The following is a 17,067-nucleotide window of genomic DNA, read 5'->3' on the forward strand; positions in this document are numbered from 1 at the left end:
CAGATCAGCTACAACTTCCTGTTTTTCTTCGCGGCATTGCAGTCAATTCCGCGATCGCTGGTCGAGGCCGCCGCCATTGATGGCGCCGGGCCGGTGCGGCGTTTCTTTAAGCTGGCGCTGCCGCTGATCGCGCCGGTCAGCTTCTTCCTGCTGGTGGTCAACCTGGTCTACGCCTTCTTCGATACCTTCCCGGTGATCGATGCGGCCACCGCCGGCGGCCCGGTACAGGCGACCACCACGTTGATCTACAAGATCTACCGCGAAGGTTTCGCCGGTCTGGACCTCTCCGCTTCCGCAGCCCAGTCGGTGGTGTTGATGCTGCTGGTGATCGTGCTGACGGTGGTTCAGTTCCGCTATGTTGAAAGTAAGGTGCGCTACCAATGATTGAGAACCGTCGCGGGCTGACGATTTTCAGCCACACCATGCTGATCGTGGGGATTGCGGTGATCCTGTTCCCGCTGTATGACGCGTGTGGCGCGGCGACGCTGGATAACAAGGCGGTGTTTGAGCCGCCGATGACGCTGATCCCCGGCGGACACCTGCTGGACCACATGGCCACCATCTGGACCCAGGGCGTCGGGGCGAACAGTGCGCCATTCTGGTTGATGATGCTCAACAGCTTCATCATGGCATTCGGCATCACGGTGGGGAAAATTGTGGTGTCGATGCTCTCGGCATTCGCCATTGTCTGGTTCCGTTTTCCTCTGCGTAACCTGTTCTTCTGGATGATTTTTATCACCCTGATGCTGCCAGTTGAGGTCCGTATTTTTCCGACGGTAGAAGTTATCGCCAACCTGAAAATGCTCGACAGCTACGCCGGACTGACGCTGCCGCTGATGGCCTCGGCGACCGCCACCTTCTTGTTCCGTCAGTTCTTTATGACGCTGCCGGATGAGCTGATTGAAGCGGCACGCATCGACGGTGCTTCGCCGATGCGCTTTTTCCGCGACATCGTGCTGCCGCTGTCGAAAACCAATCTCGCGGCGCTGTTTGTGATCACCTTTATCTACGGCTGGAACCAGTATCTGTGGCCGCTGCTGATTATCCAGGACGTCAATCTTGGCACCGCGGTGGCGGGTATCAAAGGCATGATCGCCACCGGCGAGGGCACCACCCAGTGGAACCAGGTGATGGCGGCGATGCTGCTCACGCTTATTCCCCCGGTTGTTATCGTTTTAACCATGCAGCGCGCGTTTGTGCGTGGCCTGGTCGACAGTGAGAAATAAAATGGCTGGTTTAAAACTACAGGCAGTAACTAAAAGTTGGGATGGCAAAACCCAGGTGATCCAACCGCTGACGTTGGACGTCGCGGATGGCGAATTTATCGTGATGGTCGGCCCGTCCGGCTGTGGAAAATCAACGCTGCTGCGCATGGTGGCCGGTCTTGAGCGCGTGAGCAGCGGCGATATCTGGATTGACCGCAAGCGCGTCACCGAAATGGAGCCGAAGGATCGCGGTATCGCGATGGTGTTCCAGAACTATGCCCTCTACCCGCACATGAGCGTCGAAGAGAATATGGCCTGGGGATTGAAGATCCGCGGGATGGGTAAAGGGTTGATCGCCGAGCGGGTGCAGGAAGCGGCGCGTATCCTGGAGCTCGATGGCCTGCTGCAACGCCGTCCCCGTGAGCTTTCAGGCGGCCAGCGTCAGCGCGTGGCGATGGGCCGCGCGATTGTGCGCGACCCGGCAGTGTTTCTGTTTGATGAGCCGCTGTCCAACCTCGATGCCAAGCTGCGGGTGCAGATGCGCCTCGAACTGCAGCAGTTGCATCGTCGCCTGAAAACCACCTCGCTGTACGTTACCCACGATCAGGTGGAAGCGATGACTCTCGCCCAGCGGGTGATGGTGATGAACAAAGGCATTGCCGAGCAGATTGGTACGCCGGTGGAGGTGTACGAGAGGCCCGCCAGCCGCTTTGTGGCGAGCTTTATCGGCAGCCCGGCGATGAACCTGATGGACGGCCTGCTGGATGCGTCCGGCAGCCGCTTTATACTGGCCAGCGGCATGCAGCTGCCGCTGCCTGCGCCACGCCGTGAATATGCCGGACGCCGAATGACGCTGGGTATCCGCCCGGAACATATTGCGCTAAGCTCGCAGGCGGAAGGCGGCGTGCCGATGGTTATCGACACGCTGGAAATGTTAGGCGCAGATAACCTGGCGCACGGGCGCTTCGGCGAACAGAAAATGGTGATTCGCCTGCCGCACCAGCAGCGCCCCCATGCGGGCACCACGCTGTGGCTGCATCTGCCGGACGAGAATCTGCACCTCTTTGAAGGTGAAACAGGAATGCGAGTATGAGTAACTGGCCTTATCCTCACATCGTCGCCCATCGCGGCGGCGGTAAATTAGCGCCGGAAAATACCCTGGCGGCGATCGACATGGGCGCGCGCTACGGCCACACCATGATTGAGTTTGACGCCAAGCTGTCGAAGGACGGCGAGATTTTTCTGCTGCATGACGACAACCTCGAACGCACCAGCAACGGCTGGGGCGTGGCGGGGGAGTTGAGTTGGCAGGACCTGCTGCGCGTTGACGCGGGCAGCTGGTTTGCCAGCCGCTTTAAGGGCGAGCCGCTGCCGCTGCTGTCGCAGGTGGCGGAACGCTGCCGTCAGCACGGCATGATGGCGAACATTGAAATCAAACCGACCACCGGCACCGGCCCGCTGACCGGCAAAACGGTGGCGCTGGCCGCTCGCGAGCTGTGGGCCGGTATGACGCCGCCGCTGCTCTCGTCATTTGAGGTAGACGCGCTGGAAGCCGCACAGCAGGCCGCCCCGGAGCTACCGCGCGGCCTGCTGCTGGACGAGTGGCGCGATGACTGGCGCGAGCTCACCCCCCGGTTGGGCTGCGTCTCCATCCACCTCAACCACCGTTTACTTGATGAGGCGCGCGTGGATGCGCTGCGTGACGCCGGGCTGAAGATTCTGGTCTATACGGTCAATAACCCCCAGCGCGCGCGGGAGCTGCTGCGCTGGGGCGTCAACTGCATCTGTACTGATGCGATTGACGTTATCGGGCCGGACTTCCAGCCTTAATACTGTTTCAGCATGCCGCCGTTGTTGTTTGGCAGCGGCTGCTGATTCGGGGTGAGCGCACCCGGCTGGGCCTGCTGTACCCGCTGCTGGTTGGCCTTGAGCTGGTTTTGCAGATGCAGCTGTTGCTGCTGCGTCTGCACTTGCCGCTGTTGATTCAGCATCCCTTTCTGCTGCTGCTGTTGGTTCAGCATCCGCGACTGCATGCGCTGCTGGCTGGGGATTTCGTAGCCCGGCTGATTCGGGTTGTTGTCGATGTTCAGCGGCGCGGCCAGCGCGGTGAACGGCAGCAGCACGGCGAGAATCAGTAATCGTTTCATCATCTTTCCTCCTTGTAGGGGATCTCTTAAGTTTACTCCTTTCCCGCCATAACGAGGATTATTTCAGCATTTTGAACCAGGCTTAGTGGGGACCTCACCGCACGCTCTGGAGAATAATGATGATCACAACGCCGACGTTTTTACGCCGGGTAGCCTTTGCTGCTCTGCTCTCAGGAAGCTGTTTTAGCGCCGTAGCGGCACCGCCTCCGCCGCCACCCGTCTCCTACGGGGTGGAAGAAGATGTCTTTCACCCGGTGCGCGCCCGGCAGGGAATGGTAGCCTCGGTCGATGCCGCCGCTACGCGGGTGGGCGTAGAGATTCTGCGCCAGGGCGGCAACGCCGTGGACGCGGCGGTAGCGGTTGGCTACGCGCTGGCGGTGACGCACCCGCAGGCCGGTAACCTCGGCGGCGGCGGATTTATGCTGCTGCGCACCAAAGACGGCAAAACCACGGCGATCGATTTCCGGGAAATGGCCCCGGAGCAGGCGACTCGCGACATGTTCCTCGACGATCACGGCAACCCGGACAGCAAAAAATCGCTGACCTCGCATCTCGCCTCCGGCACGCCGGGCACCGTCGCCGGTTTCTCGCTGGCGCTGGAAAAATACGGCACCCTGCCGCTGAACAAAGTGATTCGCCCGGCGCTGAAGCTGGCGCAAGAGGGTTTTATCGTTAACGATGCGCTGGCCGACGATCTGAAAACCTACGGCAGTGAAGTCCTGCCCAACCATCCCAACAGTAAAGCGATCTTCTGGAAAGACGGCGAACCGCTGAAGAAGGGCGACAAGCTGGTGCAGGCCAATCTGGCGAAAAGCCTGGAGCTGATTGCCGAACACGGGCCGGACGCCTTCTACAAAGGGGCGATAGCCGATCAGATTGCCGAAGAGATGCAAAAAAACGGCGGGCTGATGAGCAAAGCGGATCTGGCGAACTACAAGGCCGTCGAGCGCACGCCGATCGGCGGCACCTATCGCGGATATGAAGTGTTCTCCATGCCGCCGCCGTCCTCCGGCGGGATCCACATCGTGCAGATCCTTAATATTCTTGAAAATTTCGACCTGCATAAATACGGCTTCGGCAGCGCCGACGCGATGCAGCTGATGGCGGAAGCTGAAAAGCATGCCTACGCCGACCGTTCGGAATACCTCGGCGACCCGGATTTTGTGAAGGTGCCGTGGCAGGCGCTGACCAACAAAGCCTACGCCAAATCGATAGCTGAGCAGATCGATATCAACAAGGCCAAACCCTCCAGCCAGATTAAACCGGGCAAGCTGGCCCCGTACGAAAGCAACCAGACCACCCACTTCTCGGTGGTGGATAAAGACGGCAACGCGGTGGCGGTGACCTACACCCTCAACACCACCTTCGGCACCGGCATCGTGGCGGGGAACACCGGCATTCTGCTGAATAACGAGATGGATGACTTCTCGGCCAAACCGGGCGTACCGAACGTCTACGGGCTGGTGGGCGGCGATGCCAACGCGGTAGAGGCGAACAAACGCCCGCTGTCGTCGATGTCGCCGACCATCGTGGTGAAAGACGGTAAGACCTGGCTGGTTACCGGTAGCCCTGGCGGTAGCCGTATCATCACCACGGTGCTGCAAATGGTGGTGAACAGCATCGACTTTGGCATGAACGTGGCGGAAGCCACCAACGCGCCGCGCTTCCATCATCAGTGGCTGCCGGACGAGCTGCGGGTTGAGAAGGGCTTTAGCCCGGATACGCTGAAGCTGCTGGAGGCCAAAGGCCAGAAAGTGGCGGTCAAAGAGGCGATGGGCAGCACGCAGAGCATTATGGTAGACCCGGACGGCACGCTGTATGGCGCGTCGGACCCGCGTTCGCCGGATGATTTAACGGCGGGATATTAATCTATATATCTGATCTAACAATGGAATGTTAGATCAGATAATTTCAAAGAATAGATCGGCAAATTACTTACCGTTAATCGCGGTCTGTAACGAAAAACGTTTTTGCCCGTGAAAATCAGCGTGTCATGTTGGCCTCTTTATTTCGCAAGGAGGCGTGATGGACGCAGAAGGACCGGTAAGAAGGGTGACGCTTGCGCTAGGTATATTTTTTGATGGAACGGGCAATAATGCGTTAACCACCCAAAAAATGGTGGAGATTTTTAGCCAGCAGCGCGGAAATATCGACAGCGTTGAGACAGAACAACGCTTCCGGCGCAATGCCCAAACGCATTTTGGGGTCAGCGGTACGCAAGCGGCGAGTTATCTCGGCTATTACACCAATATTTATCAGCTATATACGCGCTACGCTCAACGTGATTCTGCCGATAGTCTTTTGATGCAACTGGCGATTTATATTGAAGGCGTAGGCACCGGCGCGGGAAAGCCTGATTGCGTCATCGGGATGGGTTTTGGCAGCGGTGAATATGGCACGATAGCCAAAACCGACGAGGCGATTGCCCGCTTGAGTTCGGCGGTTTCGGCGGCACTTGCTTCGCTCAGCGGCCGGTGGGTGATTGAACGCGTGCAGTTCGATCTCTTCGGCTTCAGCCGCGGCGCGGCGGCGGCGCGCCATTTCGCCAATCGCCTACAGTCGGAAGATCCCGCCATTTTTCGCGCCATTGGCTCCGCTACAGGCGAACTTCCGCGCATTCAAACGCGCTTTATTGGTCTGTTTGATACCGTTGCGGCGATGGCGACGCTGGGCAACGGCATGGACCCTCACAGCCCGGATTGCGGCGAGCTTAATCTGGCTCTGCGCCCGGGCGTGGCGGAGCACGTTTTTCAGATCGTCGCTCAGCATGAATGCCGCTATAACTTTGCGCTGAACAGCGTCGCCCCGGCGTGGCCGGAACTGTCGTTACCGGGCGTGCATTCGGATATCGGCGGCGGCTATCTGCCCCAAATGCGTGAAGATCTCTTTCTCACGCGCCCGCGGGTAGATACGGTGCCGTGGAGTCTGCCCGGCGAACGCTCCGCCGTCTATCAGCAGGCGCTCGCGCAGCTTGCCGCACTCAACAACGCTCCCGCAATGGCGCCGATACTGCGTACGCACGCGGCGACGCCGGAAACCTGGATGGATGAATTTGCCCCGAACGATCGCTATGGGCAGATGCAAAAACGGTGTTTTGCCGCGTTGACGCTGCGGCAGCGGCAGGTGAGCGCCGACTGGTCGCAGGCGGCGCTATGGGTGATGCTGGATGCGGCGCGCGCGGCCGGCGTGCGGTTTGATGAGCCGACTCTGCATGTGCCGGAGGTATTAGCACCCCTTATCGAACGCGCCAGACAAATGGGGAAGGCGGTACGCGTTGGCGCACAGGTCAACGGCTATAGCACGCAGGAATCCGATACGCTGGCGCAGGGCTATATTCACTGCTCGGCCAACTGGAACAGCGTGGCGGTGAATGAATCGGGCGAGCTGTATGGCGGGGCGGCGGTATCGGAAACGCTCGGCTTTGTGAATCGACCTGATGAAGGGTGGGTCAGAACCGTCTACGATTTGAACGGCAAAAAGCGGTAAGCGCCCGGCAGGTGGCCGGGCGAGCGGTTTAAAGGGGTTTCATCCGCGCCATATAATACGCATCCACATACTCGCCGTTGCGCAGCGCGTAACGTTTTCCCGTGCCTTCAATTTCAAACCCGTGCTTCTGGTATACGGCGACCGCCGGGGCATTATCGACAAACACCGTTAGCTCGATGCGATCGACGCGCAGCCAGTTGTCGCACATATCAATCATGGTGCGCATCAGCGCGCTGGCGACGCCGCGGTTTTGCCAGCGGACGTCGACGCAGATACCGAAATCGGCAACGTGGCTACGGCGCGGGCGCTGGGCGACGTCAATACAGAGATGACCAACCACCTCGCTACCGATACAGGCGACCAGCTGTTTGATGCCGGGCCGGTCGGTTAGCCGCTCCTGCCACATATGGCTGGAAGGATGAGGGACCTGTAGCGTGTTGTGATACACCTCCGGCTGGGCGTGGATCTGACGAATGGCGTCGAAATCTTTCGGGTCAGCATGGCGTATCACTATGTCATTCATTCTTTTTTCCTTCGTGGGGTAAATGTCCTCTTTAACATCATTGATTTTGAAATGTGCGTCAATGCGCTTTTTTTGCAAAAAACGCTGGACAGTTGCGAATGAGAATGATTATTATTGTCCTGCATTCAGGGCGCCTTGTGGAGTACCTGAAAGCACGACATTGCTCACATTGCTTCCAGTATTACTTTAGCCAGCTATAAGCTGGCTTTTTTTTGTCTGTCATTGCGCTATGGTATTCAGCAAACTCTTCAAAAGGACTGAACCATGACTCTGCATTGCGCCTTCATTGGCTTTGGCAAAAGCACCACCCGCTACCATCTTCCCTACGTTCTGCACCGCAAAGCCGACTGGCACGTGGCGCATATCTATCGCCGTAGCCCGAAGCCGGACGAGCAGTTGCCGCAGTACGCGCACATCCACTTTACCAGCGAGCTGAACGACATTCTGGGCGACCCGCAGGTGAAGCTGGTGGTGGTGTGTACCCATGCCGATAGCCACTTTGAGTATGCGAAAAAAGCGCTGGAAGCCGGTAAAAACGTGCTGGTTGAGAAACCGTTCACCCCGACGCTGGCGGAAGCGAAGGAACTGTTTGCGCTGGCGAAAAGCAAAGGGCTGACCGTGTCGCCGTATCAGAACCGTCGCTTTGATTCCTGCTTCCTGACCGCCAGGAAGGCCATCGAGAGCGGCAAGCTGGGCGAGATTGTTGAAGTGGAAAGCCACTTTGACTACTACCGCCCGGAAGCGCCAACCCAGCCGGGCCGCCCGCAGGACGGCGCGTTTTACGGCCTCGGCGTTCACACCATGGACCAGATCATCTCGCTGTTTGGCCGCCCGGATCACGCGGCGTATGACATCCGCAGCCTGCGCAACCCGGCCAATCCTGATGACACCTTCGAAGCGCAGCTGTTCTACGGCAACCTGAAGGCGATTGTTAAAACCAGCCACCTGGTGAAAATCGACTACCCGAAATTTATCGTTCACGGTACCAAAGGCTCGTTCGTGAAGTACGGTATCGACCAGCAGGAAACCAGCCTGAAAGCGGGCATTATGCCGGGCGACGCGGGCTTTGCGGCGGACGATTCGCTGGCGCAGCTGGAGTACGTCAATGACGCTGGGGAAACGGTCAAAGAGCAGTGGCCAGCCGAGCGCGGCGACTACGGCCGCGTGTACGATGCGCTCTACCAGACGCTGACCCACGGCGCGCCGAATTTCGTCAAGGAAACTGAGGCTCTGACCAATATGGAACTGCTTGAGCGGGCCTTTGAGCAGCCGTCACCCGCCACCATATCCCTTGCCAGATAAGTAAAAATGGCTCCTCTGCTCTTGTTCATATTTTTTGAACAGAGGAGTCAATTTTCACCCACTATCATCCTGAGCGGTTTACGTCCAAACTTGTTTTATCGAAAACATGAGGGGGTAAAAAATGATTTTCTTACGCAAAGCAAATGAACGTGGTCATGCCAATCATGGTTGGCTGGATTCCTGGCATACCTTCTCGTTTGCCGACTACTACGATCCGAATTACATGGGCTTTTCCGCGCTGCGCGTCATTAACGATGACGTGATTGATGCCGGACAGGGCTTCGGGACCCACCCGCATAAAGACATGGAAATCCTGACCTACGTGCTGGAAGGCGCGGTAGAGCACCAGGACAGCATGGGCAACAAAGAGCAGGTGCCGGCGGGCGAGTTCCAGATTATGAGCGCCGGTACCGGGGTGCGTCACTCTGAATACAACCCGAGCGCCACCGATAAGCTGCACCTGTACCAGATCTGGATTATTCCAGAAAAAACCGGCATCACGCCGCGCTATGAACAGCGCCGTTTCGATGCCGCGCAGGGCAAACAGCTGGTGCTGTCGCCGGACGCCCGCGACGGTTCGCTGAAGGTGTACCAGGATATGGAGCTGTACCGCTGGGCGCTGGCGAAAGGTGAACAGTCGGTGCATCAGATTGCCGCTGACCGCCGCGTGTGGATTCAGGTGGTGAAAGGCGAAGTGAGCATCAACGGCACCAAAGCCACCACCAGCGATGGCCTGGCTATCTGGGACGAGCAGGCGATTTCGGTCCACGCCGACGGCGAAAGCGAAATTTTACTCTTCGATCTGCCGCCAGTTTGATCCGGCTTAAATAATTAACGCAACCTCCCCAATCTTGCGGGGAGGTTGCGTCATCTCCGTGGTAAACTTCAGCAATATTTCACCTTTGTTTGCCTCTGGACGATGAAAAAGAAAAGACCCGTACTTCAGGATGTTGCCGACCGCGTTGGCGTGACCAAAATGACGGTAAGCCGTTTTTTACGTAACCCGGAACAGGTTTCCGAAGCGTTACGCGGGAAAATTGCGGCAGCGCTTGACGATCTGGGCTACATCCCCAACCGGGCTCCCGATATTCTCTCCAATGCCACCAGCCGCGCCATTGGCGTGCTGCTGCCCTCGTTAACCAACCAGGTCTTTGCGGAAGTGCTGCGCGGCGTGGAAAGCGTCACCGACGCCCACGGCTACCAGACGATGCTCGCCCACTACGGCTACAAGCCGGAAATGGAGCAGGAGCGCCTGGAGTCGATGCTCTCCTGGAACATTGACGGCCTGATCCTCACCGAACGTACCCACACGCCTCGCACCCTGAAGATGATTGAAGTCGCCGGTATCCCGGTGGTGGAGCTGATGGACAGCCAGTCGCCGTGCCTTGATATCGCCGTCGGGTTCGATAACTTTGAAGCGGCGCGGCAGATGACGGCGGCGATCATCGCCCGCGGCCATCGGCACATCGCCTATTTAGGCGCGCGCCTCGATGAGCGTACTATCATTAAACAGAAGGGCTACGAGCAGGCGATGCTCGACGCGGGCCTCACGCCGTACAGCGTCATGGTCGAACAGTCATCGTCCTACACCTCGGGCATTGAATTGATGCGCCAGGCGCGACGCGAATTCTCGCAGCTTGACGGCATCTTTTGTACCAACGATGACCTCGCGGTCGGCGCAGCGTTTGAATGCCAGCGCCTCGGGCTGAAGATCCCCGACGATATCGCGATTGCCGGTTTCCACGGCCACGACATTGGCCAGGTTATGGAACCGCGTCTCGCCAGCGTCCTCACGCCGCGTGAGCGCATGGGGCGCATTGGTGCAGAACGGCTGCTTGCCCGTATTCGCGGCGAGGTGGTAACGCCAAAAATGTTAGATTTAGGTTTCACTTTGTCACCGGGCGGTTCTATTTAGGCCCCACAAATTTGAACTAGATCACACATATTCACTCAGAATTCAGTTCCGGCACGAATGGTTATTGCTTATCCAGTTGCCCGGCAGGACAATGTTACCGATAACTGTTACCCGTAACAAATACCCAGTGCCCAACAGGAGGACGCCTTGAGCACGACTAACCACGATCACCACGTTTATGTATTGATGGGCGTATCCGGCAGCGGTAAATCCGCCGTTGCGAGCGAAGTCGCACATCGCCTGAACGCCGCGTTTCTGGACGGCGATTTCCTGCACCCGCGCAGCAATATCGTCAAAATGTCCTCCGGTGAGCCGCTGAACGATGACGACCGCAAACCGTGGCTGCAGGCGCTGAACGACGCCGCTTTTGCTATGCAGCGCACCAACAAAGTCTCGCTGATTGTCTGCTCGGCGCTGAAAAAAGCGTACCGCGACATTCTGCGCGAAGGTAACCCGAACCTGTCGTTCGTGTACCTGAAAGGCGATTTTGACGTGATTGAAAGCCGCCTGAAAGCGCGTAAAGGCCACTTCTTCAAAACCCAGATGCTGGTGACGCAGTTTGAGACGCTACAAGAGCCGGGCGCTGACGAAAGCGACGTATTGGTGGTGGATATCGATCAGCCGCTGGAAGGCGTAATCGACAGCACCATCGAAGTGATTAACAAAGGCCGTATCGCGTGACAACTTTATCGTTAGTTTTAACAGCAGTAGGTTCCGTTTTACTGCTGCTGTTTTTAGTCATGAAGGCGCGTATGCATGCCTTCCTGGCGTTGATGGTGGTTTCTATTGGTGCAGGACTTTTCTCCGGTATGCCGTTGATTAAAATCGCGGAAACCATGGAAAAGGGGATGGGCGGTACGCTGGGCTTCCTGGCTATCGTGGTCGCGCTGGGCGCGATGTTTGGCAAAATTCTGCATGAAACGGGCGCGGTCGATCAGATTGCGGTCAAAATGCTGAAATCGTTCGGCCACAGCCGCGCGCACTACGCGATCGGCATCGCCGGTCTTATCTGTGCGCTGCCGCTGTTCTTTGAAGTGGCGATCGTGCTGCTGATTAGCGTCGCGTTCTCCATGGCGCGTCACACCGGCACCAACCTGGTGAAGCTGGTGATCCCGCTGTTCGCTGGCGTTGCTGCCGCCGCGGCGTTCCTGCTGCCGGGGCCTGCGCCGATGCTGCTGGCTTCCCAGATGCACGCTGACTTTGGCTGGATGATTCTGATTGGCCTGTGTGCGGCGATCCCGGGGATGATTATTGCCGGGCCGCTGTGGGGCAACTTTATCAGCCGCTACGTTGAGCTGAACATTCCTGATGACATCAGCGAGCCGCACCTCGGCGAAGGCAAAATGCCGTCCTTCGGCTTTAGCCTGGCGCTGATCCTGCTGCCGCTGGTGCTGGTGGGGCTGAAAACGATCGCCGCGCGCTTTGTGCCGGTGGAGTCTGAAACCTATCAGTGGTTTGAATTTATCGGTCACCCGTTCACCGCGATTCTGATCGCCTGCCTGGTAGCGATTTATGGCCTGGCGTACCGTCAGGGCATGGCGAAAGACAAAGTGATGGCGATCTGCGGCGCGGCGCTGCAGCCGGCGGGGATTATTTTGCTGGTGATTGGCGCGGGCGGCGTGTTTAAACAGGTGCTGGTGGATTCCGGCGTCGGTCCGGCGCTGGGTGAAGCCCTGACCGGGATGGGCCTGCCGATTGCGCTGACCTGCTTCATTCTGGCGGCCGCGGTGCGCATTATTCAGGGTTCCGCAACGGTGGCGTGTCTGACCGCCGTTGGCCTGGTGATGCCGGTGATTGAACAGCTGAACTACAACGGCGCACAGCTGGCGGCACTGTCTATCTGTATCGGCGGCGGTTCCATCGTGGTGAGCCACGTTAACGACGCGGGCTTCTGGCTGTTCGGTAAATTTACCGGCGCCACCGAAGCGCAGACGCTGAAAACCTGGACCATGATGGAAACCATCCTTGGTACGGTTGGCGCGATTGTCGGTATGGTGGCGTTTTCGCTGCTGAGCTAATTGTCTTTCCGGCGTCGCTACGCTCGACCGGGCTACCGCTGATGTAGCCCGGGCGAGGCGTTTACGCCGACCCCGGGGCCGCACCGAACCAACCTTTTATCCCTTCATCCACATCCGAATACCGTCCAGGAACATCTGGGTCGCCATCATCACCAGAATCAATCCCATCAGGCGCTCTAACGCGTTCACCCCTTTCTCGCCCAGCAGCCGCAGGAACAGCGACGACTGCAGCAAAATCACCACCGTACCGCCCCAGGCAATCAGCAGCGCAATCACCAGGTGCGACAAATTGTTGGGATACTGATGCGACAGCAGCATCAGCGTCGCCAGCAGCGTCGGCCCGGCAACTAATGGAATGGCGAGCGGTACAATAAACGGCTCTTCGCCCGCCGGCAGCCCCGAGCTATTACCGGTGGCGCTGGGGAAAATCATCTTAATGGCAATCAGGAATAAAATGATGCCGCCGGAGATGGAAACCGTCTCGGCGCGCAGGTTTAAGAAGGCCAGAATCTTCTCGCCGGCGAAGAGAAAAATCAGCATCAGTAGGAGTGCGATTAAAAGCTCACGTATCATGATCGCCTTGCGGCGCTTGGGTTCCGTGTGTTTTAGCACCGACATAAAAATGGGCAAATTACCCAGTGGATCCATAATCAGGATCAATAAAACGGCGGCGGAAAAGATTTCACTCATGACTCAAATTCCCTGATAATTGTTGTGGAATTTCTGCTCTACACATCGTCCTCGTTGCGGAGTTCAACGCGGATAAATGTGGCCCCTACGGGAGGGGGAATAAGTTGCATTTCTGATTGCTTCGCAATCATTGATTAATTTCACTTGCGACTTTAGCTGCTTTTTGTAATGTGAACGGATGCCCAGTGGAACTGGTACGCAATAACAGCACCTATTTGCAGGAAAATACGTTATGAAAAATGTTGGTTTTATCGGCTGGCGCGGGATGGTCGGCTCTGTGCTCATGCAACGCATGGTTGAAGAGCGCGATTTCGATGCCATTCGCCCGATCTTCTTCTCCACCTCTCAGTTAGGTCAAGCTGCGCCGTCGTTCGGCGGCACCACCGGTGGTAAGCTTCAGGACGCCTACGATCTTGAAGCGCTGAAGGCGCTCGACATTATTGTCACCTGCCAGGGCGGCGATTATACCAACGAAATCTATCCGAAGCTGCGTGAAAGCGGCTGGCAGGGCTACTGGATTGACGCGGCTTCCTCGCTGCGCATGAAAGATGACGCCATTATCATTCTCGACCCGGTGAACCAGCAGGTCATCACCGACGGTCTGAACAACGGGATTAAAACCTTCGTCGGCGGTAACTGTACCGTCAGCCTGATGCTGATGTCGCTGGGCGGCCTGTTTGCCAACGATCTGGTGGAGTGGGCCTCTGTCGCCACCTACCAGGCGGCGTCCGGCGGCGGTGCGCGCCACATGCGCGAGCTGCTGACCCAGATGGGCCAGCTGCACGGCCACGTCGCCAGCGAACTGGCCGATCCGGCTTCCGCTATCCTGGATATCGAACGTAAAGTGACCGCCCTGACCCGCAGCGGCGATCTGGCGGTGGATAACTTCGGCGTTCCGCTGGCGGGCAGCCTGATTCCGTGGATCGACAAACAGCTCGACAACGGCCAGAGCCGCGAAGAGTGGAAAGGCCAGGCCGAGACCAACAAAATCCTCGCTACCTCTTCCGTGATCCCGGTTGACGGCCTCTGCGTGCGCGTCGGCGCGCTGCGCTGCCACAGCCAAGCATTCACGCTGAAATTGAAAAAAGATATTTCCATAAGTTCTGTGGAGGAATTACTGGCAGCGCACAACCCGTGGGCGAAAGTGGTACCAAACGATCGTGAAATCACGATGCGTGAACTCACCCCGGCGGCGGTCACCGGTACGCTGACCACGCCAGTTGGGCGTTTGCGCAAACTGAACATGGGGCCGGAGTACCTGTCAGCGTTTACCGTTGGCGACCAGCTCCTGTGGGGCGCAGCCGAGCCGCTGCGTCGTATGCTACGCCAATTGGCGTAAACATTTATTCATTGATGAGGGGTGGCGAACCACCCCTTTTTTTTGCGTAATACAAGGAGTAAACGCGGTTATGTCTATTTTTCTCTCAGGAGTCAGGTAAAGCGTTGACTATGCTTTAATCAAGGTCTGTCACCTTGACTGAAGGTTGAACGGGGCCGAGAGAGGCACATAACGTCGTGCCGCACCGTTCAGGTCACAAATGTCGCCATTTAAATTGGATTGAGGCGATACAAAAACTAAGGATGATGAAGCATGTCTGATCGTATTGATAGAGACGTGATTAATGCGCTGATTGCAGGCCATTTTGCGGACCCTTTTTCCGTACTGGGGATGCACAGAACGGAAGCAGGGCTGGAAGTGCGGGCGTTACTGCCTGACGCGACCGACGTTTGGGTGATTGAACCGAAAACCGGCCGTAAAGTGGGTAAGCTGGAGTGCGTGGACTCACGCGGTTTCTTTTGCGGCGTTCTGCCGCGTCGTAAAAATTTCTTCCGCTATCAGTTGGCTGTCGTCTGGCATGGCCAACAGAATCTTATTGATGACCCCTATAGTTTTGGCCCGTTGCTGAAGGAACTGGACGCATGGCTGCTGTCTGAAGGTACCCACCTGCGTCCGTATGAAAGGCTCGGCGCGCATGCGGATACCATGGACGGCATTACCGGCACCCGCTTTGCCGTCTGGGCGCCTAACGCGCAGCGCGTCTCGGTGGTGGGGCAGTTCAACTACTGGGACGGCCGCCGTCATCCAATGCGCCTGCGCCGGGAAACCGGTATCTGGGAGCTGTTTATTCCGGGGGCGCATAACGGCCAGCTGTATAAATTCGAGATGATTGACGCCCGCGGCGCGCTGCGAATTAAAGCCGACCCGTACGCCTTCGAAGCGCAGATGCGCCCGGAAACGGCTTCGCTGATCTGCGGCCTGCCGCCCAAGGTAGAGCAGAGCGAGGAGCGTAAAAAGGCCAACCAGCTAGACGCGCCCATCTCTATCTACGAGGTGCACCTCGGCTCGTGGCGTCGTCATACCGATAACAACTACTGGCTGAGCTACCGCGAGCTGGCCGACCAGCTGGTGCCGTATGCCAAATGGATGGGCTTCACCCATCTGGAGCTGCTGCCGATTAACGAGCATCCGTTTGACGGCAGCTGGGGCTATCAGCCAACCGGCCTGTACGCGCCAACCCGTCGCTTCGGTACGCGTGAAGACTTCCGCTACTTTATCAACGCCGCTCATGCCGCCGGTCTGAACGTCATTCTTGACTGGGTGCCGGGGCACTTCCCGTCGGATGACTTCGCGCTGGCCGAGTTTGACGGCACCAACCTGTACGAGCACAGCGACCCGCGCGAAGGCTACCATCAGGACTGGAATACCCTGATCTATAACTATGGCCGCCGCGAAGTCAGCAACTTCCTCGCTGGGAACGCGCTGTACTGGGTTGAACGCTTTGGTATTGACGCGCTGCGCGTCGATGCAGTGGCGTCAATGATTTACCGCGACTACAGTCGTAAAGAGGGCGAGTGGATCCCCAACGAGTTTGGCGGCCGCGAAAATCTTGAAGCCATTGAGTTCTTACGCAACACCAACCGCGTGCTGGGCGAGCAGGTACCGGGCGCGGTGAGCATGGCGGAAGAGTCGACCGACTTTCCCGGCGTCTCGCGCCCCTCCGACATGGGCGGGCTGGGCTTCTGGTTTAAATGGAACCTGGGCTGGATGCACGACACCCTCGACTACATGAAGCTCGATCCGGTTCATCGTCAGTACCATCACGACAAAATGACGTTCGGCATGCTGTACAACTACACGGAAAACTTTGTTTTACCGTTGTCGCATGACGAAGTGGTCCACGGCAAAAAATCCATTCTTGACCGGATGCCGGGCGATGCGTGGCAGAAGTTTGCCAACCTGCGCGCCTACTACGGCTGGATGTTCGCTTTCCCGGGCAAAAAGCTGCTGTTTATGGGCGATGAGTTTGCTCAGGGGCGCGAATGGAACTTTGACGGTAGCCTCGACTGGCATCTGCTGGAAGGCGACGATAACTGGCACAACGGGGTACAGCGTCTGGTGCGCGATCTCAACCTGACCTATCGTCACCACAAAGCGATGCACGAGCTGGACTTTGACCGCTACGGTTTTGAATGGCTGGTGGTGGATGACCATCAGCGTTCGGTCTTTGCCTTTGTCCGCCGCGACAGGGCCGGGAACGAGGTGATTGTAGTCAGTAACTTTACGCCGGTGCCGCGCTATGAATACCGCTTTGGCGTTAACCAGCCGGGCCGCTGGCGCGAAGTGCTGAATACCGACTCCGCGCATTATCACGGCAGCAACGTCGGAAACGGTGGGCTGGTGCAGAGCGATGCGATTGAAAGCCACGGCCGCGCGCAGTCGCTGAGCCTGACGCTGCCGCCGCTGTCGACGATCTGGCTGGTACGGGAAGGGGACTAACCG

Annotated in this window: 15 protein-coding genes and 1 pseudogene; 13 read left to right on the forward strand and 3 right to left on the reverse strand. The window is 57.8% G+C overall.

What is annotated here, in order from left to right:
* The 4 genes from ACK5JN_RS05340 to ugpQ form a co-directional block, all read left to right on the forward strand.
* On the forward strand, positions 1-384 hold a 384-nt coding region (locus tag ACK5JN_RS05340; protein ID WP_416869206.1), incomplete at its 5' end, for an ABC transporter permease subunit.
* Positions 381-1,226, forward strand: coding sequence for a sn-glycerol-3-phosphate ABC transporter permease UgpE (gene ugpE / locus ACK5JN_RS05345; RefSeq protein ID WP_416869207.1), 846 nt, complete (start codon positions 381-383; stop codon positions 1,224-1,226). The genes ACK5JN_RS05340 and ugpE, both read left to right, overlap by 4 nt.
* 1 nt (position 1,227) lies before the next feature.
* Positions 1,228-2,298 carry a sn-glycerol-3-phosphate import ATP-binding protein UgpC gene (locus ACK5JN_RS05350; protein ID WP_416869208.1) on the forward strand — a complete coding sequence of 357 codons (1,071 nt, stop codon included), beginning with the start codon at positions 1,228-1,230 and terminating at the stop codon, positions 2,296-2,298.
* A complete protein-coding gene (gene ugpQ / locus ACK5JN_RS05355) occupies positions 2,295-3,035 on the forward strand; it encodes a glycerophosphodiester phosphodiesterase (protein WP_416869209.1) in 741 nt (246 codons plus the stop codon). Before ACK5JN_RS05350 ends, ugpQ begins: the two co-directional genes overlap by 4 nt.
* An 8-nt stretch (positions 3,036-3,043) precedes the next feature.
* Here ugpQ and ACK5JN_RS05360 read toward each other — a convergent pair.
* A pseudogene (locus tag ACK5JN_RS05360) lies at positions 3,044-3,352 on the reverse strand (DUF2756 family protein); the annotation flags it as partial.
* A 119-nt stretch (positions 3,353-3,471) separates the two neighbouring features.
* On the opposite strand from ACK5JN_RS05360, the gene ggt reads away from it, so the two are divergent.
* Together ggt and ACK5JN_RS05370 are read left to right on the forward strand one after the other, a co-directional pair.
* On the forward strand, positions 3,472-5,220 hold the full coding sequence (gene ggt / locus ACK5JN_RS05365; RefSeq protein ID WP_416869279.1) for a gamma-glutamyltransferase: 1,749 nt from the start codon (positions 3,472-3,474) through the stop codon (positions 5,218-5,220).
* 157 nt (positions 5,221-5,377) lie between these two features.
* Entirely contained in the window at positions 5,378-6,838 is a 1,461-nt protein-coding gene (locus ACK5JN_RS05370; RefSeq protein ID WP_416869210.1) for a phospholipase effector Tle1 domain-containing protein, read from the forward strand.
* A 28-nt stretch (positions 6,839-6,866) separates the two neighbouring features.
* On the opposite strand, the gene yhhY is transcribed toward ACK5JN_RS05370, so the two are convergent.
* Entirely contained in the window at positions 6,867-7,361 is a 495-nt protein-coding gene (gene yhhY / locus ACK5JN_RS05375; RefSeq protein WP_416869211.1) for an N-acetyltransferase, read from the reverse strand.
* Positions 7,362-7,625: 264 nt separating this feature from the next.
* Between yhhY and ACK5JN_RS05380 the strand changes: the two genes are divergently transcribed.
* The 5 genes from ACK5JN_RS05380 (at position 7,626) to gntU (ending at position 12,596) form a co-directional block, all read left to right on the forward strand.
* Complete coding sequence (locus ACK5JN_RS05380; protein WP_416869212.1) at positions 7,626-8,663, forward strand: oxidoreductase; 1,038 nt, start codon at positions 7,626-7,628, stop codon at positions 8,661-8,663.
* A 121-nt stretch (positions 8,664-8,784) separates the two neighbouring features.
* Positions 8,785-9,480, forward strand: a complete 696-nt coding sequence (locus ACK5JN_RS05385) for a pirin family protein (RefSeq protein ID WP_416869213.1) — start codon at positions 8,785-8,787, stop codon at positions 9,478-9,480.
* A 102-nt stretch (positions 9,481-9,582) separates the two neighbouring features.
* A complete protein-coding gene (gene gntR / locus ACK5JN_RS05390) occupies positions 9,583-10,578 on the forward strand; it encodes a gluconate operon transcriptional repressor GntR (RefSeq protein WP_416869214.1) in 996 nt (331 codons plus the stop codon).
* A gap of 147 nt (positions 10,579-10,725) precedes the next feature.
* Complete coding sequence (gntK, locus tag ACK5JN_RS05395; protein ID WP_416869215.1) at positions 10,726-11,259, forward strand: gluconokinase; 534 nt, start codon at positions 10,726-10,728, stop codon at positions 11,257-11,259.
* The gene (gntU, locus tag ACK5JN_RS05400; protein ID WP_416869216.1) at positions 11,256-12,596 is read left to right on the forward strand and encodes a gluconate transporter; all 1,341 of its coding nucleotides are present in this window, start codon (positions 11,256-11,258) and stop codon (positions 12,594-12,596) included. Before gntK ends, gntU begins: the two co-directional genes overlap by 4 nt.
* A gap of 96 nt (positions 12,597-12,692) precedes the next feature.
* Here the strand turns inward: gntU and ACK5JN_RS05405 are convergent, their stop codons facing one another.
* Positions 12,693-13,286: a YhgN family NAAT transporter gene (locus tag ACK5JN_RS05405; RefSeq protein ID WP_035892151.1), complete on the reverse strand. Its 594-nt coding sequence runs from the start codon at positions 13,284-13,286 to the stop codon at positions 12,693-12,695.
* 232 nt (positions 13,287-13,518) lie between these two features.
* Between ACK5JN_RS05405 and asd the strand changes: the two genes are divergently transcribed.
* Complete coding sequence (gene asd, locus ACK5JN_RS05410; RefSeq protein WP_416869217.1) at positions 13,519-14,625, forward strand: aspartate-semialdehyde dehydrogenase; 1,107 nt, start codon at positions 13,519-13,521, stop codon at positions 14,623-14,625.
* A gap of 252 nt (positions 14,626-14,877) precedes the next feature.
* A complete protein-coding gene (gene glgB / locus ACK5JN_RS05415) occupies positions 14,878-17,064 on the forward strand; it encodes a 1,4-alpha-glucan branching enzyme (protein WP_416869218.1) in 2,187 nt (728 codons plus the stop codon).
* Positions 17,065-17,067 lie beyond the last annotated feature (3 nt).

The sequence above is a fragment of the Kluyvera sp. genome, assembly GCF_047971185.1.
Taxonomy (GTDB): domain Bacteria; phylum Pseudomonadota; class Gammaproteobacteria; order Enterobacterales; family Enterobacteriaceae; genus Kluyvera.

What these genes read in the sequence shown, in the direction of transcription:
- ugpE (WP_416869207.1), top strand. Translation starts at nt 381, where the DNA reads ATGATTGAGAACCGTCGCGGGCTGACGATTTTCAGCCACACCATGCTG.
- ACK5JN_RS05350 (WP_416869208.1), top strand. Translation starts at nt 1,228, where the DNA reads ATGGCTGGTTTAAAACTACAGGCAGTAACTAAAAGTTGGGATGGCAAA.
- ugpQ (WP_416869209.1), top strand. Translation starts at nt 2,295, where the DNA reads ATGAGTAACTGGCCTTATCCTCACATCGTCGCCCATCGCGGCGGCGGT.
- ggt (WP_416869279.1), top strand. Translation starts at nt 3,472, where the DNA reads ATGATCACAACGCCGACGTTTTTACGCCGGGTAGCCTTTGCTGCTCTG.
- ACK5JN_RS05370 (WP_416869210.1), top strand. Translation starts at nt 5,378, where the DNA reads ATGGACGCAGAAGGACCGGTAAGAAGGGTGACGCTTGCGCTAGGTATA.
- yhhY (WP_416869211.1), bottom strand. Translation starts at nt 7,361, where the DNA reads ATGAATGACATAGTGATACGCCATGCTGACCCGAAAGATTTCGACGCC.
- ACK5JN_RS05380 (WP_416869212.1), top strand. Translation starts at nt 7,626, where the DNA reads ATGACTCTGCATTGCGCCTTCATTGGCTTTGGCAAAAGCACCACCCGC.
- ACK5JN_RS05385 (WP_416869213.1), top strand. Translation starts at nt 8,785, where the DNA reads ATGATTTTCTTACGCAAAGCAAATGAACGTGGTCATGCCAATCATGGT.
- gntR (WP_416869214.1), top strand. Translation starts at nt 9,583, where the DNA reads ATGAAAAAGAAAAGACCCGTACTTCAGGATGTTGCCGACCGCGTTGGC.
- ACK5JN_RS05405 (WP_035892151.1), bottom strand. Translation starts at nt 13,286, where the DNA reads ATGAGTGAAATCTTTTCCGCCGCCGTTTTATTGATCCTGATTATGGAT.
- asd (WP_416869217.1), top strand. Translation starts at nt 13,519, where the DNA reads ATGAAAAATGTTGGTTTTATCGGCTGGCGCGGGATGGTCGGCTCTGTG.
- glgB (WP_416869218.1), top strand. Translation starts at nt 14,878, where the DNA reads ATGTCTGATCGTATTGATAGAGACGTGATTAATGCGCTGATTGCAGGC.